General features: G+C 51.3%; 15 protein-coding genes. 13 read left to right on the top strand and 2 right to left on the bottom strand.

Features of this window, described 5'->3' with window-relative positions; translation table 11 throughout:
• The first annotated feature begins 94 nt into the window (after nt 1-94).
• From F0L74_RS23685 to F0L74_RS23650, 8 genes are all read left to right on the top strand, one after another.
• A complete protein-coding gene (locus tag F0L74_RS23685) occupies nt 95-2,299 on the top strand; it encodes a helix-turn-helix domain-containing protein (RefSeq protein WP_149840390.1) in 2,205 nt (734 codons plus the stop codon).
• Nucleotides 2,300-2,464: 165 nt separating this feature from the next.
• Nucleotides 2,465-3,520, top strand: coding sequence for an L-rhamnose/proton symporter RhaT (gene rhaT, locus F0L74_RS23680; RefSeq protein WP_149840389.1), 1,056 nt, complete (start codon nt 2,465-2,467; stop codon nt 3,518-3,520).
• A gap of 33 nt (nt 3,521-3,553) precedes the next feature.
• Entirely contained in the window at nt 3,554-5,674 is a 2,121-nt protein-coding gene (locus F0L74_RS23675; RefSeq protein ID WP_149840388.1) for a bifunctional aldolase/short-chain dehydrogenase, read from the top strand.
• Between the two features lie 118 nt (nt 5,675-5,792).
• Entirely contained in the window at nt 5,793-7,067 is a 1,275-nt protein-coding gene (locus F0L74_RS23670) for a sugar isomerase (protein WP_149840387.1), read from the top strand.
• A 113-nt stretch (nt 7,068-7,180) separates the two neighbouring features.
• The gene (locus F0L74_RS23665) at nt 7,181-8,554 is read left to right on the top strand and encodes an FGGY-family carbohydrate kinase (protein ID WP_149840386.1); all 1,374 of its coding nucleotides are present in this window, start codon (nt 7,181-7,183) and stop codon (nt 8,552-8,554) included.
• Nucleotides 8,555-8,645: 91 nt separating this feature from the next.
• Nucleotides 8,646-9,380 (top strand): (Fe-S)-binding protein, encoded by a 735-nt coding sequence (locus F0L74_RS23660; RefSeq protein WP_149840385.1) that lies wholly within the window; start codon nt 8,646-8,648, stop codon nt 9,378-9,380.
• Nucleotides 9,381-9,408: 28 nt separating this feature from the next.
• On the top strand, nt 9,409-10,785 hold the full coding sequence (locus tag F0L74_RS23655) for a LutB/LldF family L-lactate oxidation iron-sulfur protein (protein WP_149840384.1): 1,377 nt from the start codon (nt 9,409-9,411) through the stop codon (nt 10,783-10,785).
• A gap of 100 nt (nt 10,786-10,885) precedes the next feature.
• Nucleotides 10,886-11,479: a LutC/YkgG family protein gene (locus tag F0L74_RS23650; RefSeq protein WP_149840383.1), complete on the top strand. Its 594-nt coding sequence runs from the start codon at nt 10,886-10,888 to the stop codon at nt 11,477-11,479.
• A 144-nt stretch (nt 11,480-11,623) separates the two neighbouring features.
• On the opposite strand, the gene F0L74_RS23645 is transcribed toward F0L74_RS23650, so the two are convergent.
• The gene (locus F0L74_RS23645; protein ID WP_149840382.1) at nt 11,624-12,241 is read right to left on the bottom strand and encodes a cytochrome b/b6 domain-containing protein; all 618 of its coding nucleotides are present in this window, start codon (nt 12,239-12,241) and stop codon (nt 11,624-11,626) included.
• 543 nt (nt 12,242-12,784) lie between these two features.
• On the opposite strand from F0L74_RS23645, the gene rhaM reads away from it, so the two are divergent.
• Entirely contained in the window at nt 12,785-13,096 is a 312-nt protein-coding gene (rhaM, locus tag F0L74_RS23640; RefSeq protein ID WP_149840381.1) for an L-rhamnose mutarotase, read from the top strand.
• On the opposite strand, the gene F0L74_RS23635 is transcribed toward rhaM, so the two are convergent.
• On the bottom strand, nt 13,097-14,116 hold the full coding sequence (locus tag F0L74_RS23635; RefSeq protein WP_149840380.1) for a GntR family transcriptional regulator: 1,020 nt from the start codon (nt 14,114-14,116) through the stop codon (nt 13,097-13,099).
• A gap of 889 nt (nt 14,117-15,005) precedes the next feature.
• Here F0L74_RS23635 and F0L74_RS23630 point away from each other — a divergent pair.
• From F0L74_RS23630 to F0L74_RS23615, 4 genes are all read left to right on the top strand, one after another.
• Nucleotides 15,006-16,841, top strand: coding sequence for a polysaccharide biosynthesis protein (locus F0L74_RS23630; RefSeq protein WP_246197800.1), 1,836 nt, complete (start codon nt 15,006-15,008; stop codon nt 16,839-16,841).
• Nucleotides 16,842-17,048: 207 nt separating this feature from the next.
• Nucleotides 17,049-17,729: a polysaccharide biosynthesis/export family protein gene (locus tag F0L74_RS23625; RefSeq protein ID WP_246197799.1), complete on the top strand. Its 681-nt coding sequence runs from the start codon at nt 17,049-17,051 to the stop codon at nt 17,727-17,729.
• Between the two features lie 16 nt (nt 17,730-17,745).
• Nucleotides 17,746-20,139: a GumC family protein gene (locus F0L74_RS23620; RefSeq protein ID WP_149840377.1), complete on the top strand. Its 2,394-nt coding sequence runs from the start codon at nt 17,746-17,748 to the stop codon at nt 20,137-20,139.
• A 25-nt stretch (nt 20,140-20,164) separates the two neighbouring features.
• Entirely contained in the window at nt 20,165-21,487 is a 1,323-nt protein-coding gene (locus F0L74_RS23615; protein WP_149840376.1) for a nucleotide sugar dehydrogenase, read from the top strand.
• Nucleotides 21,488-21,514: the final 27 nt, after the last annotated feature.

Genomic DNA, 21,514 nt, shown 5'->3' with positions numbered 1-21,514 from the left:
TATACCTATAAACGTTCACACTGTTAATTTGCCTGGATATGCGAACATCCAGGCAATTTTTTTTTCCTTACCTTCGCCCCTCAAATTTTTACATATGCCCCAACCAGACAAGAGCAATACAATGTTTCAGCTGGCGGCAGATTTTATACGTGAAACCAACCGCCATATCTTCCTGACCGGCAAGGCCGGTACGGGCAAAACCACTTTCCTTAAACACATCAGGGAGGTCACTGCCAAGAACACGGTAGTAATAGCTCCCACCGGTGTAGCGGCGATCAATGCCGGCGGCGTTACCATGCATTCTTTCTTCCAGCTGCCCTTTGGCCCTTTTATTCCCGGTACCAAAAGAGGTTTCGGAGAAGGGGATGATATCAGCATGGATGCCCATGCACTCTTCCGCAGCATCCGCTTCAACCACGACAAAAAAGAGCTCCTGCGCGATCTGGAGCTGCTTATTATCGATGAGGTGAGCATGGTGCGCGCAGATTCCCTGGATGCCATCGATCATATCCTCCGCCATTTCCGCAACCAGCCGCTCCTGCCTTTTGGCGGGGTGCAGGTGCTCTTCATCGGCGACCTTTTCCAGTTGCCCCCCGTAGTGCCGGATTCAGAATGGCAGCTGCTCAAAGAATATTACGACGGCATGTTCTTCTTCCATGCTAAAGTGCTGGAACAAGCGCCCCCTTTATACGTAGAGCTCAAAAAGATCTACCGGCAGAACGAAGCCTCGTTTATAGACCTGCTTAACGGTATCCGTAACAACGCCGCCACCCAGGAACAACTGGAGTTGTTGAACCAGCGCTACCAGCCTGGTTTTACTGGCCAGGGACAGGATGAGCAATACATCGTGCTCACCACGCATAACCGCCGGGCAGATGAGATCAACGCCTCCCGCCTGGCCGCCATGCCGGGCGCTATACACCGCTTTGAAGGCAGCATAGACGGAGAGTTCAACGATAAGGCCCTGCCTACAGAGCTCGTGCTGCAGTTAAAACCCGGCGCACAGGTCATGTTCATCAAGAACGATCTGGCAGAGGTAAAACGTTATTACAACGGTAAGATCGCCACGGTGAAGTCCATTACGGCGGATCGTATCATCGTTACGCTGGCCGGCAGCCGCGAAGACCTGCAGCTGGAAAAGGAAACCTGGCGCAACATCCGCTACACCCATAACAAGGCCGATAACCGGATCGAGGAAGAGGAGCTGGGCAGTTTTACCCAGTACCCCATTCGCCTGGCATGGGCCATTACCATCCATAAAAGCCAGGGTCTTACCTTCGAAAAAGCCATCATCGACGCCGGCAGCGCTTTTGCCGCCGGACAGGTATACGTAGCCCTCAGCCGCTGTACCTCTCTCGAAGGGCTGGTCCTGCACTCCCGCATCCATCCCGCTGCCATCCGTAATGATGACCAGGTGATGGCCTTTGCGGCCCGCGAGAATGCCGCTAATGAGCTGCAATCCCTCCTGGATAAGGAAAAACTCGTCTTCTGGGCCAACAGCCTCTTACAGGTCTTCAACTGGACTAAACTATTGGCCATCTTACAGGAACACATGGCCTGGCTCCCCGGTAAAAAACTGGCAGATATGGATGCCGCCCTTACCCTGGGCGTAGTGCTCCAGCAAAAAGCCGCCGCCCAGCAAAACGTAGCCCAGAAGTTCAGACAGCAGCTATCGCCCTTACTCGATGCTGTCGTACAAACTGCCGATACCAGCTCCATAGAAGACCGGCTTAAAAAAGCCATTGGCTATTTCACACAATCCCTGCATGATGAGCTCATAAAACCCCTGCAGGCCCATTCCGCTACCGTAAAAGGCGCCAAACACCGCAAATACCAGGCGCAGTTGCAAACAGTGGAAGCGGCTGTTTGGCACAAGCTGCAACAGGTATGGGAAGCCTCCTACGGCGATACCCATTTTAACGGGGGCCTTACAGATTATGCAAAACAACGCGGCCAGCAAACCACCGCCGCCAAACCGGAAAAGCAGAAGGCAGAAGTAGGTGGCAGCCGCCGTGGCAGCCTGGAGCTCTACCTGGGTGGTAAAACCATAGCGGAGATCGCAGACATCCGCCAGCTGGCTGTCAGCACCGTAGAAAGCCACCTGGCCCAATGCATAGGCGCCGGTGAACTGGCGCTCGGCAGCTTCGTATCCCCGGAAAAAGTAAACCTCATCATGCCGCTCGTGAATGAACTGGGCCTCACCGCTACAACGCCTATCAAACACCGCTTAGGCGACGCCGTTAGTTACGCAGAGATCCGTGCCGTACAATCCCATTGCCGCCTGGCCAAAGAGTCCTGACCCGCCCCAAACGTCCCCCGTCAACCCATTATGCTTTATCCCCTCCATCAACTAAGATGGTGTGGGACAGTTCCCCGCACCCCTTTCTTTATTTTTGGAATATTCAGCCCATGGAATGCAAACGGTATTCCCTCAATCGACTGATTTAAATACAATTCCACACTTATGCAAGCTATTTTAGGCGTTTTTTTCCATTTCATCGGCGGCTTTGCTTCCGGCAGTTTTTATATACCATTTAAGAAAGTAAAGAACTGGGCCTGGGAAAGCTATTGGATCGTAGGCGGCTTTTTCTCCTGGCTCATCGTCCCTTTCCTGGCAGCCTGGATCACCGTGCCGGACTTTATGGCCATTATCCGCAATACGGAAAGCAGTACCCTGTTCTGGACTTATTTCATGGGCATCCTCTGGGGCATTGGCGGCCTTACCTTTGGCCTGGCCATGCGTTACCTGGGGCTCTCATTAGGGATGTCCGTAGCCCTGGGGTATACCTCCGCTTTCGGCTCCCTTATCCCGCCCATTTACCGCGATCTGGTTAGCAGTGAAGCAGGCGCCGTTACCTTCTCCTCCATGTTGCACAGCAACAGCGGCCTGATGGTACTGGCGGGCGTAGTAGTATGTTTGCTGGGTATCGCCATCTGCGGTAAGGCAGGCGTTATGAAAGAACGCGAGCTGCCGGAAGAGCAGAAAAAAGAAAGCATCCAGGAATTTAACCTGCGCAAAGGCCTGATTGTAGCTACCATCTCCGGTATCCTCAGCGCCTGTTTCAATTTTGGTATAGAGGCCGGCAAACCTATGGCGGAGATAGCTGTTCAGCAGGGCAGCAACCCCTTATTCCAGAACAATGTGATCTTTGTAGTACTGCTCTGGGGTGGGTTGACCACCAATCTTTTATGGTGTGTATTGTTGAATGTGCGCAACCGTACCTTCGGTGATTATACCAATAAAGCCACTCCGCTGGCCAGCAACTATTTCTTTGCCGCGGTGGCAGGCACCACCTGGTTCCTGCAATTCTTTTTCTATGGCATGGGCGAAAGTAAGCTGGGCAACGGCGCCAGCTCCTGGATCTTGCATATGGCCTTTATCATTATGGTATCCAGCCTCTGGGGCATCACCCTCCGCGAGTGGAAAGGCGTAAGTAAGAAAACATTCAGCACAATATTACTAGGTATCCTCACCATTATGATCTCTGTATTATTGGTAGGATATGGGAATTCAATCTAAAAGCTAACAGCTAACTACTAAAAGCTAATATAAATGTCAGTTTCTGCATCAACATTCAAACATGTAAGCTACTTATGGGATGAAGCCAGGGCCGCTGCGCTGGCCGGCGATGAAGTGGCATTGTTAATTTACCGCTCCAACCTCCTGGGCGCCGATCTGCGCCTTACCAATTATGGCGGCGGTAATACCTCCTGCAAGGTAATGTCCACAGATCCGCTTACTGGCCGTCAAACAGAAGTAATGTGGGTAAAAGGCTCCGGCGGTGACCTGGGGACATTGAAAAAAAGCGGACTGGCAGCATTGTACGTGGAGCGCCTGCGCAGCCTGGAGAATATCTACCGCGGCATCGATCATGAAGATGAAATGGTGGAGCTCTTTAACCACTGTATCTTTGACCTCAGCTCCAAAGCGCCGTCTATCGATACGCCCCTGCATGGCTTCCTGCCCTTCAAACATATCGATCACCTGCACCCGGATGCGGCTATCGCTATCGCGGCGGCTAAGGACGGCAAACGCATTACGCAGGAGCTGTTTAACGGTACCATTGGCTGGGTAGAATGGCAGCGCCCCGGTTTTGACCTGGGCCTCAAACTGCGCCAGTGCCTGAACGATAACCCCGGTATCCGTGGTATCATGTTAGGCTCCCATGGCCTGTTCACCTGGGGCGATACCGCTTACGAAAGTTATATCAATACCCTCGAAGTAATAGAGCGTTGTGCAGACTACCTGGAAGCAAACTATGGCAAAAAACGCCCCGTATTTGGCGGCGCCCGTATCCAGCCCGCGGCTAAAGAGATCCGCACCCAACAGGCGGCGGCACTGGCGCCCGTATTACGCGGCCTTTGCTCCGGTCATACCCGCATGGTGGGTCATTTTACGGATGATGAGCGCGTGCTGAACTTCATCAACTCCAACGATCTGGATCGCCTGGCCCCCATGGGTACCAGCTGCCCGGATCACTTCCTCCGCACCAAGATCAGCCCCCTCGTGCTGAACCTGCAGCCGGAAGAAGACCTGTCAGATGTAACCGCCCTTAAAGCTAAACTGGCCCCCCAGTTCGAAGAATACCGCAAGATGTATGCGGACTACTATAACAGCTGCAAACATCCCAATTCGCCCGCTATCCGCGATGCGAACCCGGTGGTGATCCTTTATCCTGGTATCGGTATGTTCACCTTCTCCAAGGATAAGCAGACCGCCAGGGTAGCCGCTGAGTTTTACATTAATGCCATTAATGTAATGAGGGGATCAGAAGCCATCTCTGAATATACCTCCCTGCCCCGTCAGGAAGCGTTTAATATCGAATACTGGCTGCTGGAAGAAGCAAAGCTCCAGCGTATGCCCAAACCTAAGCCTTTATCCGGCCGTATTGCGCTCATCACCGGTAGCGCGGGCGGCATCGGTAAGGCGATCGCTAAAAAGTTTGCAGATGAAGGCGCCTGTGTGGTCATCAACGACAACGACGCTGGCCGCCTGGAAGCCGCTAAAGCGGATTTTGGCAAAAGCTATTCTGCAGATGTATTTGCTACCGCCATCCTGGATGTGACCAGCGGCGAAGATATCCGCAACGCCTACAAAACAGCTGCCCTGGCTTTTGGCGGGGTAGACCTGGTAGTGAACTGCGCCGGCCTTTCCATCTCCAAACCCATCGAAGAGCATACAGAAAAAGATTGGGACCTCTTATATGATGTACTGGTAAAAGGCCAGTTCCTCGTTACACAGGAAGGCGTAAATATCATGCGTAAGCAGGATACCGGCGGCGATGTACTGAACATCGTGAGCAAGAACGCCCTCATGTCCGGCCCCAATAATGCCGGCTACGGCTCTGCTAAAGCGGCACAGCTGCACCTGAGCCGCCTTAATGCGGCTGAGCTGGGCAAAGACCGCATCCGCGTGAACGTGATCAACCCGGACGCCGTAATAGCAGACAGCAAGATCTGGGAAGGCGCCTGGGCAGAAGGCCGCGCCAAAGCATACGGCATCAAAGTGGAAGAACTGCCGTCCTTCTATGCCAAACGCACCCTCCTCAATGAGGTGATCTTACCGGAAGATATTGCTGCAGCCTGCTTCGCTTTCGTAGGCGGACTGTTGAACAAATCTACCGGCAACGTCCTGAATGTAGACGGCGGCGTAGCCACCGCTTTTGTTAGATAATCAACAATGAACAATGGATAATTAATGATACATGGCCCCTTTTACCTCCGGTGACAGGCGGCCATGTTCATTAATTATTCCTGCTTAATGCTTAATTTGATTAAAACGATCATCCGTTATGAAACTCGACCAGCATCATATAGACAGCTTTAACAGCGACTCGCATAAGGACCATGACCGCGCTTTCCTCCATTTGGCAGATAAAGTGCCCGATATACAATACGTGCTGCAGCAGTTGCAGGAATTCCAGGTAGCCATTCCCAGCTGGGCATTAGGCACCGGCGGTACCCGTTTTGGCCGTTTTTCCGGCGGCGGTGAGCCCCGTAACCTGGAAGAGAAGATCGGGGATGTAGGCCTGCTGCACGCCCTCAACCGCTCCAGCGGCTCCATTTCCCTGCACATTCCCTGGGATATCCCGGAGAACGCGCCTGCCATTAAAGCCCTGGCTGCCCAGCACGACCTGCGCTTTGATGCGGTGAACTCCAACACCTTCCAGGACCAGCCCGGCCAGGCGCATAGCTATAAGTTCGGCTCCCTGCACCACACGGATAAAGCCGTGCGCAAACAAGCCATTGAACATAATATAGAGGTGGTCAAATACGGTATTGAGCTGGGCTCAGATGTACTGAGCCTCTGGCTGTCAGACGGCTCCAACTTCCCGGGACAGCTCAATTTCCGCCAGGCGTTTCAGCGCACCCTGGAAAGCCTGCAGGAGATCTATGCCGCCCTGCCGGACGATTGGAAGTTGTATATCGAATACAAATGCAGCGAGCCCAATTTCTACTCCACTACCATTGCAGACTGGGGACAATCCCTTATGCTGGCCAACAAACTGGGCAGCAAGGCCCTTACCCTGGTAGATCTTGGCCACCACCTGCCCAATGCCAACATTGAGCAGATCGTAGCTTTACTGCTGATGGAAGGCAAACTGGCCGGTTTCCACTTTAATGATTCCAAGTACGGGGATGATGACCTCACCGTAGGCAGCATCAACCCCTACCAGCTGTTCCTCATCTTCAACGAATTGGTAGAAGGTATGGACGCCCGCGGCATGCGCCACGCTACAGACCTGGGCTGGATGATAGACGCCTCCCACAATGTAAAAGACCCGCTGGAAGACCTGCTGCAATCCGTAGAGGCCATCATGATCGCCTACGCGCAGGCGCTTTTGGTAGATGCCAAAGCCCTGGAAGCGGCCCGCCAGTCAAACGACGTGGTGACCGCCCAGGAAATACTCCAGGAAGCCTACCGTACAGATGTACGTCCCCTGGTTGCCCAGGCAAGGCTGCTCAGCGGCGCCGCTATCCAGCCGGTAAAACTGTACCGCAGTCTTAAAGTAAGGGATCAGCTGATCAGGGAAAGAGGAGCGAAGACGGTGGCAACTGGGTTGTAAACTTATATGCAACCCGTGTGCTACTCGTATTAAAAGCGTTCAACCCCCGGGTTAAAAGCGTTCAACGCCGGGTTAAAAGCGTTCAACAAGGTTTTTCTTTTAAATAGATTTGTATGGATCGAGGTCCGGAGAGGCTACCTGTAGTAGCTATATTAGACATAGGTAAAACAAACAAAAAGGGCTTCCTTATAGACGAACATTACCGGATCGTATGGGAAAACAACTGCCGTTTCCCGGAAATAACAGACGAAGATGGGGATGCCTGCGAAGATGTGCAGGCCCTCGCCGCCTGGGTGCGCCAAACCTTGCAGGAAATGCTGGCTTTGCGGCAATACCGGGTAAAAGCGTTCAATTGTTCCGCCTACGGCGCCAGTTTTGTGTTGATCAATGAAGAAGGGCAGGTAATAGCCCCTTTGTATAATTACCTCAAACCTTTTCCGCCGGACCTGCAAGATAAATTTTTTGCCGATTATAACACGGCTGACGAGCTGCCCGGTATCACGGCTTCGCCGGTGCTGGGCAGCCTTAATTCAGGGCTGCAACTGTACAGGCTTAAATACCAGCAACCGGCCCTGTACCAGGCTACCCGCCATGCACTGCACCTGCCGCAGTACATCAGTTACCTGGTCACCGGACATGCCTGCACGGATATTACCAGCATTGGCTGCCATACCATGTTATGGGATTTTCCACAGCAAAAATACCATCACTGGGTAGGGCAGGAGGGCATTACGGATAAACTGCCGCCCATCTTCCCTTCAGATGCCGTGATGACCGCGCAGCTGGAGAACGATCGTTTGGTGGCCGGCGCCGGCCTGCACGATAGCTCCGCCGCGCTCATCCCGTACCTGGCCACTTTTACGGAGCCTTTTGCGCTCATCTCTACCGGTACCTGGTGCATCACCCTCAACCCGTTCAACCATCGTCCCCTGACAGCAGAAGAGCTGCAACAGGACTGCCTCTGTTATATGGAATACCAGGGCCGCCCTGTAAAAGCGTCCCGCCTCTTCGCCGGACAGGAGCACGAACTGCAGACCCGCCTGCTGGCCGCCCATTTCCAGGTAGCGCCGGATTATTACAAACAGGTGGAGTTTGACCCGCTGCTGGCCCGCACCCTCGATATACCCGTTGCCCCCGCCTTATCACACTTCTCTAACCGCCCATTGGCCGGTTTCCCTGATTATGAAAGGGCTTATCACCAGCTGATGATAGACCTGGTGGCCGCACAACTGCAGTCCACCCAGCTGGTCCTTGACAATACCCCCGTGAAACGTATTTTTGTCGATGGCGGCTTTAGCCGCAACCCGTTATATATGCACCTGCTGGCCGCAGCCTTCCCTCAGCTGGAGGTCTACGCCGCTTCCGTGGCCCAGGCTACCGCCGTTGGCGCAGCGCTGGCCATCCACCGTCACTGGAACCCCCGCTCCTTACCCGGCGACCTGGTGGAACTGAAGTACTACAAGACAGAAAGCATCCAACAGGTGTAAAAAGGCAAAAAGGAACAAACATTAGGTAAGAAAGCATAATATCATGACTGGTAGGCGTACTACCTTTCCCAATAGCTTAAACAGGAATTATATGAAGGTGGGATTATTTATTCCATGTTACATTGATCAGTTCTACCCGCAGGTTGGCATTGCTACATTACAGTTACTGGAAAAACTGGGTTGCGAAGTAGGCTACCCGTCCGGGCAAACCTGCTGCGGACAGCCCATGGCCAACTCAGGGTTTGAGCACCTGACAGATGGCTGCAACCACCTGTTCACCGATCATTTTAAGGATTACGACTACATAGTAGGCCCTTCCGGCAGCTGTGTGCTGCACATCAAGGATCACCTGCATGTGGCGGACAACGAAAAAGCCGCTACCCATATCCGCCAGCATATTTACGAGCTGTCGGAATTCCTCACAGACGTGCTGCAGGTAAAACAGCTCACCGCCAGGTTCCCGCATCGGGTAGGTATACACCAGGCCTGCCACGGCCAGCGTGGCCTGCATCTGTCGCAGATGACCGAACTGGTAGGTCAGCCCTTCTCCAAACCGCAGCAGCTGCTGAACATGGTGAATGGGCTGGAATTAGTGGAATTAAGCCGTGCCGATGAATGTTGCGGTTTTGGCGGTACCTTCTGCGTTTTCGAGGAGGCCGTATCCGTAAAAATGGGCAAAGACCGCGTAGAAGACCATATCCAGCACGGCGCAGAATACATCACCAGTAACGATGTAAGCTGCCTGATGCATATGGAAGGCATCCTCCGCCGCCAGAATAGCCCGGTAAAGGTTTTACACATCGCAGAAATTCTGAATCACGGATAATAATGATCCGCTAACATCAGCACTACCCATGGACACAAGCATAAAAGATCACGCTGCCTTAGCAGAACAATTCAATGCCAACGAGCCCCGTGTAAACTGGCACGATGAAACCCTCTGGTGGGTTCGTCAGAAGCGCGACAAGATGGCCTGGAGCATTCCGGAATGGGAAGAGCTGCGGGAAGCCGCTTCCCGCATAAAACATAACGTGCTGGGCAACCTGCACGATTACCTCCTGGAGTTTGAGCGTAACGCGCAGCAGAACGGCGCTACCGTGCATTGGGCCGCGGATGCGGAAGAGCATAACCGTATCGTCCTGGGCCTGTTGCAGGAACAGAACGTAAAACGCATGGTCAAAAGTAAATCCATGCTCACGGAAGAGTGCCACCTGAACCACTACCTCGCAGACCACGGCATAGAAGTGATCGATACGGACCTGGGTGAGCGCATCGTGCAGCTGGCCAAGGAACCGCCCAGTCACATCGTATTACCCTGCATCCATAAAAAGAAAGAGGAGATCGGCGACCTGTTCCATGAGCACCTGGGCACGCCTGCCGGCAACGCAGACCCCCAGTTCCTGACGGCCGCTGCCCGTGCCCACCTGCGCTCGGAGTTCATCCAGTCCCGGGTAGCCATTACCGGCGTAAACTTTGCCGTGGCAGAAACAGGGGAGATGGTTGTATGCACCAACGAAGGCAATGCAGACATGGGCGCCCACCTGGCGGATGTGCACATTGCCTGTATGGGCATTGAAAAGATCATTCCCCAGCGCCGCCACCTGGGCGTTTTTCTTCGCCTGTTGGCCCGCAGCGCTACCGGTCAGCCCATCACTACCTACAGCAGCCATTTCCGCACGCCCAAACCGGGTCAGCAACTGCATATCATACTGGTTGACAATGGCCGCAGCCGGCAACTGGGCCGGGAAGATTTCCGCAACTCACTCAAATGCATCCGTTGCGGGGCCTGTATGAATACCTGCCCCGTATACCGCCGCAGCGGCGGACATAGCTACCACAACGCCATAGCGGGGCCCATAGGCGCTATCCTGGCGCCCAACCTGGATATGAAGCAGTACGCAGATCTGCCCTTCGCATCCACCTTATGCGGCTCCTGCTCCAACGTATGCCCGGTAAAGATCGATATCCACCAGCAGCTCTATAAATGGCGGCAGGTGGTAACACAGGAAGGCCAGGCCTCCGGCGCTAAAGCTGCCGGCATGAAGATGATGACCTCCGTCCTCTCACGCCCCGGCCTCTATAAATTTGCCGGCAAAACCGCCCGCTGGGTCCTACGCCTGGCGCCCGGCGTAGCCAATAACCGCTTTAATCCCTGGTCCAAACAACGGGAACTACCCGCTGCGCCAAAAACCTCCTTTGCAGACTGGTACAAAGAAAACCGGAAACAATAACGGAGAACAGAAAGCGCCAGGGAGAATAGAAACGAATAGGGGAGAACAGCAACCAGCAACAAAACCAGTATAGCGGCAAAACCTAATTACAGCACCGACAATGAACAGCAGAGATCGCATATTACAAGCCGTAAAGGCCAACCAACCGGATGTCGCCACCTTACCGGACTTACAGGCCTTCATCAGCCCTGCTCCGGCCAGTCTGGAAACCTTCCGCAAGGTAGCGGCAGGTATGGGCAGCCATATACTGGAGATCAAAGATGAATCGGAGATCCCCGCTCTCCTGAAGCAGTATTATTCAGATGCCAATATCCAGCAAGTCGTAGCCACAGACCCCTCCTTATACGACATCGCCGCGCCCCTCAACTGGCAAACCGGCGATGGCCGCCAGCTACAGGACGCAGACCTGGCCATTGTAAGGGCCCAGGTAGGCGTAGCCGAAAACGGCGCCCTTTGGCTAACAGAAGCAGAGCTCCAGGTCCGTGTACTGCCCTTTATCTCCCAACACCTCGCCGTAGTCCTGGACCAAAGCGCCATCGTGCCCACCATGCACCATGCCTACGAAAGAATAGGTGGCCCCCAGACCGGCTTCGGCGTATTCATTGCCGGCCCCTCCAAAACCGCCGATATAGAGCAATCCCTGGTATTAGGCGCCCACGGCGCAAAAAGCCTCACCATCTTTATAAAGGGGTAAAGCCACCGCCTGTCAAGCCAATAAACAGGCCCACAACAAACAGCACAAAACGGGCTTTAACCCGTCAACATAAAATCAAAACGCCCGGACTGCACTACATGCGTCCGGGCGTTTTATTTATTGCTACACTTCAAATCTCAGCCACTAAGCCGCCTTATCCCTCGATACCACTGCACCAGCCCCATTATCCACTGGCCCATCCCCACTAATTATCTTTGAAATAATCCCTCTTTCGGCCCCTGCATCTGCTATCAGCACGCCGCCAATATGCAAAATTATAAACGTCGCCACATAATACAACGACTTAATATGCACCACCGACATACCATGATGCCAGCTTTTAGGCCCATACAGCGACATCATACCCGTAAACAGGCTCGCTGCCAGCAACACATAAAAAACAACATACGTCCAGCCCTTAAACCTAACGGTAGCAGAAAGCCCTTTCTTAAAAGGATGTTCATAGGCCACTCCCTGAACCAGCATAACCACCATCCGGATCAGGTAAAGCCCTATCATCACATACCCCGCTACATAATGCCATTTCCACATAGGCAGGCGTACCGCCTTCCCAATGAGTCCTGCATCCTTACTACTCAGGTCTGTCCCGGACTTATCCAGCTGCTGCCGGATAATCTCCCCAACGCCATCCTTATTCATCCACCCCATACGCAGCAGCACCGTCAAAAGTAAAAATAGTATGGTAAAAGCAATGGCCCAGTGTAAAACCCTGTGTACCAGGTTAAATCTTTTCTCTCTCACTATCTGATTTTTTTCAATTGTTCACAAAGATACGACCAGCCTGTACAATACAAAGACCGTCATAGTTAGCTATTTTGTTAAATATTAATGTCATTGTGCACTACTAGTTGTTAATCTATCAGTATATCAGTTTGGTATATCAGTTTAGTATATCAGTTTAGTGTATCAGTGTATCACTGGTCTTTGATATATTCCCCCATGTATTAATGGTCGCCGATAGACATATGATGGTCGTTGATACATTAATCGTCCGTGCATACCCTTAAATAATTAATTGGGCTAATAAACCACGGCATCCCACCACTCATCCTGCAGCCATCCTGCATTGCCGGTAGGTGTGAAAAACGGCCTTGGCCGGCGCGGCTCCTACAGCCAACTTCCTGAGCAGCCTACCCGCGGCGGGCGCAGCCGTTTTTAACACCCTACCGGCATAGCCCCCGGAAGGCGAGATACCTCACTGGCGCCGTACCCAAAGGCAGGGAATACGTCATCTAATACACAACAAACACCCCCCATATCACCTAAAACCCCTATATTACCCTCATGAAAACAGCCTTCAAAATGCACCTCAAACCCGGTTGCAAAGAAGAATACCGCTCCCGCCACGCCGCCATCTGGCCAGAGCTCAAACAACTATTAACGCAAAACGGCATCGCAGACTACACCATCTTCCTGGACGAATCCACCAACACCCTCTTCGCCGTCCAGCACCAGTCCAACAACTCCTCCTCCCAGGACCTCGGCGCAGACCCTATCGTCCAACGCTGGTGGGCCTACATGTCAGACCTGATGCTCACCAACCCGGATAACTCCCCCATAAGCGAACCCTTGGAACAAGTCTTCCACATGGACTAACTATAAAGATCTTCGTAATATCAACTTAAACGGATTCTTCACCTTCTCCGCACTCTTCTCCAGTATCATCCGCGCCGCCGTCGCCCCCATCTGCTCATGATCAGTAGAGATGACCGTGATGCCATCCAGCAGGATCTCCTTTAAAAGCGTCTCATTATAAGACACCACCCCTACATCCGTCCCAATATTCAACTGATTATTCCTGCAAATTTTAACCAGGTTCACAAGATCCGTCTCCTCTATCACAATAAACGCCTGCCCCTTTTTCACCGGTGTACTCATCTCAATCCCCTCCAGCACGGAAAAATCAAAATCATGCATCCGGCAAAAATACTGGAACCCTTTGCGGATTTCCGGCGGATAAGGGACAATGTTACCGGCATTCACAAATACCAGGCTGCTGTATTTCCGCAGCTGGGGCAAAGCTTCATACAGCGCTTCATAGATATCCTTCTCAAAGTTCTGATATACAGCCGCATATTTCCCATGGAGCTCCGGCAGGTCTTTGTCTAGCAACAGTAACTGCTGCTCCGGGATCTGTTGGATGATCTGCAGCACCTTCTCCGGCTGCTCGTAGAAATGCGGCATAATTACATAATGGTCATAATCCCCTAAATGATTACTGATGAGATTGTCAAATAGCTGCACATTGGAGTGATGGATATGCAGGTCAACAAACACCCCTTCCCCCAGGGTTTTCACAAACGTATTGTATATCTGCTTCTTATAATTACTGATCTTATTAAACAGCAATAATACCCGCAAAGGCATATTCACATCCGTACGGTGTATAAAATACCCTTTACCCTTAACAGACAGGATCACCTTCTTATCCCGCAGCTCCTTATACGCCTTTTCCACGGTTCCCCTGGATAACAGGTATTGCTCGCTGAATTCATTGATAGACGGTATCTGCTCATCCCTCCGCAAATCCCCGTCCCGCACAGCGGCCATTATGGAATCTACAATCTGTAGGTACACGGGAACTTTGCTGTTCGTATCTATATGCAGCGGTTTCATGATTGAAATATAGTGAAAATCACGAAATCCTTTTACCATTCACGCTCCGCCTTCTATCCGGCATACCCCGCCAACAAACGAAATCCTTTTACCATTCACCCTCCGCCTTTTATCCGGTATACCCCTCCAACAAAAAAATTAAATGCACTGTCTACGCTTTTTTTATGATTTTTAAGAAAACAAAAAGTAAATTTGATTGTTATATAAAACCAACGGCCGTCTACACCCCACAAAGTTAAATCACCTTTAAAAGCAGGTGGCTGTTGTTTTAGCTTTACATACTATGCTAACACCACACCAAGTTACACTACTTCCTACCGGACAACCCTACTGAGAGTAAAATATTAAGTAAGCGCTTTTAACGATCTTTTATTAGTGTGTATACTTTGCGCAAAGTCAGTGATAAAGCAGTGTTGAGCGTGCATGACTTTCTCTCATCGTTATAATATGATAGTTATTAGATATTTCTTTTTAAAAGATGTTTGAATGTTCAAGGTCGGTTAATGGAACTTTTGCTTTATATGCTTATTTTGCAAGCGGGATTGTCAAACCGCAAATCAGATTCCACGGAAGTAAGCACAGGTTGTTTTAGCGCGGTATTGCTCCAAAAAGGGATGATAAAAAAAATAGAGACTGTTACAAGTTATAGGCAATCAATGAGTTTACTTCAACTAATCACCAAAAGTTTCATTACACTGTATCGTGATGCTTAAAAACGGCATTAACATTGATGATGTTAATCGCTAAACGATGATCTAGACAAATCTAGTTTTAACCTTATCTATAAGTGCCCATGATTAAAAAATCTTGGATAACCCCCTCATGGCTGATTTTATTGTTAGACCTCGGTTGCGCTGGCATAGCCATCTGTCTCGCACTGCTCCTAAGGTTGAATTTCGACCTGGATGCATTCAGACAGTACCCGTTGGCAACTATTGTATGGGTAGCCATTGGCGTTACCCTCTTACTTTCCTTACTTTTCCGTACTTATACCGGAATCGTACGTTATACCAGCGTAGCGGATATAGGCCGTATATCGTGTCTGGGGGCCTTTTGCGCAGTATTGTATTATTATATCGACAGCTCACGGATACTCGCTCCCAACAGAGATGTATTCCCGCTGTCCGTGATCGTTATCAACTTCTTTATCAGCACCGTAATATGGTTGTCATACCGCCTCGTGGTAAAATGGTTCTTCCGCTTCTACTGGCGTAAGAGCAACGAAAATAAGATCCGCGCTGCTATCTATAATACCGGCCACTGCGGGTTAATGGTGCGCAAAGGTATTGCGGAAGACAGGAACGTAGATATCAGGGTAGTCGCCTTCCTCGAAAACGGATGGGCATTAGCAGGCAAACGCCTCGAAGGGTTGCCTATCTACTCCGCCTGTACGGCGTCACTACAACGCCTCGCGAAGCAGGAACGCGTAAAGCTGCTGATCATCGCAGATGAACAGATAGAGCCCGCACTGCTCAATGAACTGGTAGACCAATGTGTGGCACTCAACATCCGCGTGCAAAAAGTACTGCCTGTGGACAAATGGATCAACACTGGCTGGAATAATAACCAGTTAAAGGATGTAAATATCGAAGACCTCCTCGAAAGGTCTGTTATAGAAATACAGAATAAACAGATCAGCAGGGAGCTGGAAGGTAAGTCCGTGCTGGTTACCGGCGCCGCCGGATCAATAGGTAGTGAGCTGGTTCGCCAGCTGGTAAAACAAAACCCCGGCGCAGTGATCATCTGCGATAAAGCAGAATCTCCCTTATATGAGCTGGAACTGGAGTTGTCCGACATAGCGCCGGATCTTCCCGTAGTGCCTTTCATCGGTAATGTATGCGACAGGAACCGCATGCAGCAGCTGTTTGAGATCTACAACCCCTCTATTGTATACCATGCCGCCGCTTATAAACATGTGCCTATGATGGAAAAGAATCCTTCCATCGCAGTGCTCAACAACGTAATGGGCACCAAAGTGCTGGCAGAAATAGCCGTTCAATTTGACGTGGAGAAATTCGTAATGGTCTCCACAGATAAAGCGGTAAATCCCACCAATGTGATGGGGGCGTCTAAACGGATTGCGGAAATTTTTACACAGTCGTATAACCATTACCTGCACGATAGGTTCCAGAAAATGGGCAACGTAGGCGAAGTGCCGCCCACCCGTTTTATCACCACCCGCTTCGGGAATGTGCTGGGCTCTAACGGCTCCGTCATTCCCCGCTTTAAAAAACAATTGGAACATGGCGGACCGCTTACGGTTACCCATCCGGATATAACCCGTTACTTCATGACCATCCCCGAAGCCTGCCAGCTGGTGCTGGAAGCCGGCGCCATGGGGCATGGAGGAGAGATCTTCGTTTTTGATATGGGGATGCCCGTAAAGATCTCAGACCTGGCTAAAAAGATGATCCGTATGAGCGGCAAGGAGCCCGGAAAGGATATCCAGATCATCTACTCCGGCCTGCGCCCGGGAGAAAAACTGTACGAAGAATTACTGAACACGGCAGAAAATACAATGCCCACCTATCACGAAAAGATCCTCATAGCCAGGGTACGCGAATACGATTTTATGGAAGTAGAAGAGAGTATCAAACAGTTAATTAACTCTGCACACAAGCATTACATCACGCCAACCGTAGCCCTCATGAAAAAACTGGTGCCGGAGTTCATCAGCAAAAACTCCGCATATGAGCAATTGGATAAAGACAAGATAAAGATATAACAACATACCTCACGCTTCAGCTTCCGGCCACCACCGGAGGTTAAAAGCATATTAATGATAAAATCCAGATAGGAATATATGATCAGACAGCCGTTGGCACACCATTTTTTCTTTATAGGCATATGCGTTCTACTGTGTACCTCATGCGTAACCACAAAGAATGTCACTTATTTCAGGGACTTGCCGGATACAATTAAACTACGGACAATGGAGAAGGCGGCCTTTTACGCCCCCGTCATACAGCCGGATGATATCCTGCAGGTGAGTATCCAGACACTGGACCCCGCGGCTACCGCGTTGCTCAACCAGCAGAATACGGCTAACTGGCAGGTTACCGGCACGCCGGCCACCGGGAGCTCCGGTAGCGGCGGCGTTAGCGGTTACCTGGTGGATAAGGAGGGCTACGTGCTGCTACCGCTTATTGGTAAGGTGCTGGTAAAAGGCAAGACCACAGACAAAGTACGGGATGAGATCCGCGATAAGGCAGCCGAATACTACAAGGATCCCGTGGTGAACGTTCGCTTCGCCAACTTCAAGATAACCGTGCTGGGCGAGGTCGCCAGACCTTCCACCTACGTAATGCCAAACGAGAAAGTTACACTGCTCGACGCACTGGGCATGGCAGGAGATCTGACTATTTACGGCAAAAGGGAAAATGTGCTGCTCATCCGGGAAAAGGAGGGTAAAAAGGAGTTTGTACGCTTCAACCTTAACAACAGCCAGTTATTTACCTCGCCGTATTATTATCTGCAACAGGGAGATGTGGTATATGTAGAGCCTAATAAGGCCCGTATTGTAGCTACAGACGCCGCAAGGTTAAGGACCATTACCATTATAACGTCCGTAACCACCCTGCTGGCTATCCTTATTTCCCGGATCAAATTTTAGTCTTTATTTCTTTTTTATGCAGGACAACATATACAGTAATGGTAAATCTGGCACAAATGGTCTCTACCCTACAGACCAGCCGGAGAGTAATGCCCCTAACCTGAGAAAAGTATTGGATAAATACCTTCGCTATTGGTACCTCTTTATTATCTGTGCTATACTGGGCGTTATAGGGGCCTGGTTATATCTGCGCTATTCCACGGCCTATTATAATATCACCGCCAAGGTGCTGGTGCAGGATGCCCAGAAAGGCGGCGGCGCTGGCGAGGAGATCATGGAGCAGATGCAGCTCTTTGATAACAAGAGCAATGTAGATAACGAAGTGGAGATCCTCAACTCCCGCTCCCTTATGGAAAGGGTGGTAAAGACCATGGAGCTGAACGTGACCTGTTATGTGCAGGGGCGTGTCAAGAAATCAGAGCAGTACGGCAATCTGCCCTTTCATGTACATGTGCTGTACCTGAAAGATACCCTCAAACCGGTTACCTATATACTGGAGCCGGATGGGGAAAAAGGCTTCCGCCTGACGAAAGGCGATCTTGCCCGTACCACCCGCTGGGGTGATACCGTACAGCTGCCGGAAGGGCTGATACGTGTGGAAAGGACCGCGCGTTTCCCCCTGGAGCAACCTGCTTATCTGGTGCGCATTAAATCCATTGACGATGCCGTGGCGGAATACAAAGGCCTGGTGGAGTTTAATGTGCCAAACCGCCAGGTAAGCACCATAGACCTGAACCTGGTCTACGCAGTGCCGGAAAAAGGGGAGCTGGTGCTCAGCCGCCTGCTGCAAACCTACCTGGCCGCCAGCGTGGAAGATAAGAACAGGATCGCGGACAGTACCATCGATTTTATAGACCGCAGGCTGGTGATCGTTAGCCGCGAACTGGCTGGCGTAGAACAGGGCATCCAGAACTTTAAACAGGCCAATGAGCTCACAGACCTGGATGAACAGGCCAAACAGCTGGTAACCGGCTCCGGCGATTTTGCCAAACAGCTAACGGAGCAGCAGGTAAAACTAAGCGTAGTAGATGGCCTGGAACAGTATATAAAGGACGAAAAGAACAATAAACGCATTGTGCCCACCTCCCTGGTGGTACAGGATCCCACCTTTACCGGCCTGGTAGAGAAATACAATACCCTGCAGCTGGAAAGGGAACGGCAGCTCATGTCCAGTACGGAATCCAACCCTATGGTCCGTAATATGGACCAGCAGCTGGCCGGCCTCCGTACAGATATACTCAATAACCTGCTCTCCTTTAAGGCCGGCGTACAGGCCAGCGTACAGGAGCTGGAGCGTAATGCCGGTATGCTCACCACCCGCATACGCCAGGTGCCCGCCAAAGAGCGCGTTTTTCTCGATTATTCCCGTCAGCAGACCATAAAACAGGAGCTTTACCTCTATCTCTTAAAGAAGCGGGAAGAATCTGCTATTTCCAAGACCTCCAATATGGCGGTGGCAAGGGTCATAGACCCCGCTAAAAGCGATGCCCTGCCCTTTACCCCAAAAAGGATCCTCATCTACCTGGTGGGCCTTATACTGGGCGTAGTGGTACCTGCCGCTTTCTTATACCTGAAAGAAGTACTGAACAGGCGGGTGCTGGATAAGGACGATATCCTGCAGCATACCCCGGTGCCCATCCTTGCGGAAATAGGACATAGTGACGATAAAGACATGGTAGTGGTTACCGCCAACGCCCGCACCCCGGTGGCGGAACAATTCCGGGCCATGCGTACCAACCTGCAGTTTGTGCTCACCGGCGCAAACGAAAAGGTGATCCTGCTTACCTCCAGCATGAGCGGTGAGGGTAAATCCTTTATCGCCACCAATCTGGCAGCCATATTAGCCGTTTCCGGCAAAAAAGTAGTACTGCTGGAAATGGACTTGCGCAAACCCAAGATCTCGGAAAAGCTGCACCTCAGCAATCAGCTGGGCTTTAGTAACTATTCCATTGGTAAGGCCTCGCTCAATGAGATCATCCGCCCCTCCGGCATCCATGATAACTGTTGGCTCATCAGCTCAGGCCCCGTGCCGCCCAACCCCGCAGAGCTCATGTTGCTGAACCAGACATCGGAAATGTTCCAGGAGCTGCGCCGCCGTTTTGATTACGTCATTATAGATACCGCTCCCATTGGCCTGGTAACAGATGCGCAGCTGCTGGGCCGCTTTGCGGATGTGACCTTGTTCGTGATACGGCAGGGCCACACCTTCAAACAACAGCTGCAGTTCACAAAAGACCTGTACGTGTATAAACGGATGCCCAAAATGGAACTGGTCGTGAATGATGTGAAGAAAGCAAGCGCCTACGGCTACGGTTATGGCTATGGCGCCGGTTATGGCTATGGCTACTATGACCAGAAAGAGGACAAGAGTGTCCTGGGCCGCGTAAAAAAGACTTTTATTGGCAACTAGTAAATACATACAACAAGCAAAATATATGAGTCAGCAACAGCGCAGCGTAGAAAATGCCAACATCGCAATTATAGGATTAGGATACGTTGGATTGCCATTGGCTATAGAGTTCGCAAAAAAATACAATGTTCTAGGGTTCGACATCAACAAAGAAAGGGTAGAGGAGCTGTCGGCAGGCAAAGACAGGACCCGGGAGGCAGATATCGAGACCCTCAAACAGGTCATCTGCCAGAACGGTACCGGTAAAAAGAACGGCCATCGCACCGGCCTCCGGTTCTCTGATGATAAAGAGGTCTTAAGGGAATACAACACCTTTATCGTAACGGTTCCCACGCCTATTGACCAGTTCAAGGCGCCGGACCTTACGCCCCTGCTAAAAGCCTCCGCCATGATTGGCGCTGTTTTAAAGCCCGGTGACCTGGTGATCTATGAATCCACCGTATACCCCGGCTGTACAGAAGAAGACTGTGTGCCAGTACTGGAACGGGCGTCTGGCCTGCGCTTTAATAAAGACTTCTTTGCAGGCTACTCGCCGGAAAGGATCAATCCCGGCGATAAGATCAACACCCTTACCAAGATCCGGAAGGTAACCAGCGGTTCCACCAGGGAGATAGCGGATCGCGTGGATGATCTCTACCGCTCTATCATCACCGCCGGTACGCACAAAGCGCCCTGTATAAAAGTGGCAGAAGCCTCCAAAGCCATCGAGAACGCGCAGCGCGATGTAAATATCTCCTTCATCAATGAGCTTTCCCTGATCTTCGACCGCATGGGTATAGATACCAATGATGTGATCGAAGCGGCCGGCACCAAATGGAACTTCCTTAAATACAAACCCGGCCTCGTAGGCGGCCACTGTATAGGTGTAGACCCGTATTACCTGGCGCATAAAGCCCAGTCCCTGGGCTACCACCCGCAGGTGATCCTTTCCGGACGGCGGGTCAACGACTGCATGGGCCAGTTTGTGGCCAATAAGGTACTGAAGCTGATGATCGAAAAGGATCATAAGATAAAAGGCTCCCGGGCCCTCATTATGGGCATTGCTTTTAAAGAGAATTGCCCGGATGTGCGCAATACCCGCGTAGTGGATATCTACCACGAGCTCAAACAGTTTGGGCTGGATGTGGATGTATTTGATCCATGGGCAGATGTGGATGAAGTAGAAAGGGAATACGATATAAGGATCCTCCAGAAACTGGATCCCGCCGTAGTGTACGATGCCATTATCGTAGCCGTGGCGCATAACGAATTCCTCAACTTCGACTACCGCAAAGTTAAAAGGAACAACGGAGTAATATTCGACGCCAAGGCCTGCCTGGACAGAAGCCTGGTGGATGCCAGATTATAGAGTCATCACAGCCCTGCCGGGTGAACT

The sequence above is a fragment of the Chitinophaga agrisoli genome (genome assembly GCF_008386695.1).
In the GTDB taxonomy this organism is placed as follows: domain Bacteria; phylum Bacteroidota; class Bacteroidia; order Chitinophagales; family Chitinophagaceae; genus Chitinophaga; species Chitinophaga agrisoli.
This window is presented reverse-complemented; position numbering and strand designations above follow the sequence as displayed.

Bases quoted from the DNA above. Each gene is read 5' to 3' on its own strand.
- F0L74_RS23685 (WP_149840390.1), top strand. From the start codon at position 95: ATGCCCCAACCAGACAAGAGCAATACAATGTTTCAGCTGGCGGCAGAT.
- rhaT (WP_149840389.1), top strand. From the start codon at position 2,465: ATGCAAGCTATTTTAGGCGTTTTTTTCCATTTCATCGGCGGCTTTGCT.
- F0L74_RS23675 (WP_149840388.1), top strand. From the start codon at position 3,554: ATGTCAGTTTCTGCATCAACATTCAAACATGTAAGCTACTTATGGGAT.
- F0L74_RS23670 (WP_149840387.1), top strand. From the start codon at position 5,793: ATGAAACTCGACCAGCATCATATAGACAGCTTTAACAGCGACTCGCAT.
- F0L74_RS23665 (WP_149840386.1), top strand. From the start codon at position 7,181: ATGGATCGAGGTCCGGAGAGGCTACCTGTAGTAGCTATATTAGACATA.
- F0L74_RS23660 (WP_149840385.1), top strand. From the start codon at position 8,646: ATGAAGGTGGGATTATTTATTCCATGTTACATTGATCAGTTCTACCCG.
- F0L74_RS23655 (WP_149840384.1), top strand. From the start codon at position 9,409: ATGGACACAAGCATAAAAGATCACGCTGCCTTAGCAGAACAATTCAAT.
- F0L74_RS23650 (WP_149840383.1), top strand. From the start codon at position 10,886: ATGAACAGCAGAGATCGCATATTACAAGCCGTAAAGGCCAACCAACCG.
- rhaM (WP_149840381.1), top strand. From the start codon at position 12,785: ATGAAAACAGCCTTCAAAATGCACCTCAAACCCGGTTGCAAAGAAGAA.
- F0L74_RS23635 (WP_149840380.1), bottom strand. From the start codon at position 14,116: ATGAAACCGCTGCATATAGATACGAACAGCAAAGTTCCCGTGTACCTA.
- F0L74_RS23625 (WP_246197799.1), top strand. From the start codon at position 17,049: ATGGAGAAGGCGGCCTTTTACGCCCCCGTCATACAGCCGGATGATATC.
- F0L74_RS23620 (WP_149840377.1), top strand. From the start codon at position 17,746: ATGCAGGACAACATATACAGTAATGGTAAATCTGGCACAAATGGTCTC.
- F0L74_RS23615 (WP_149840376.1), top strand. From the start codon at position 20,165: ATGAGTCAGCAACAGCGCAGCGTAGAAAATGCCAACATCGCAATTATA.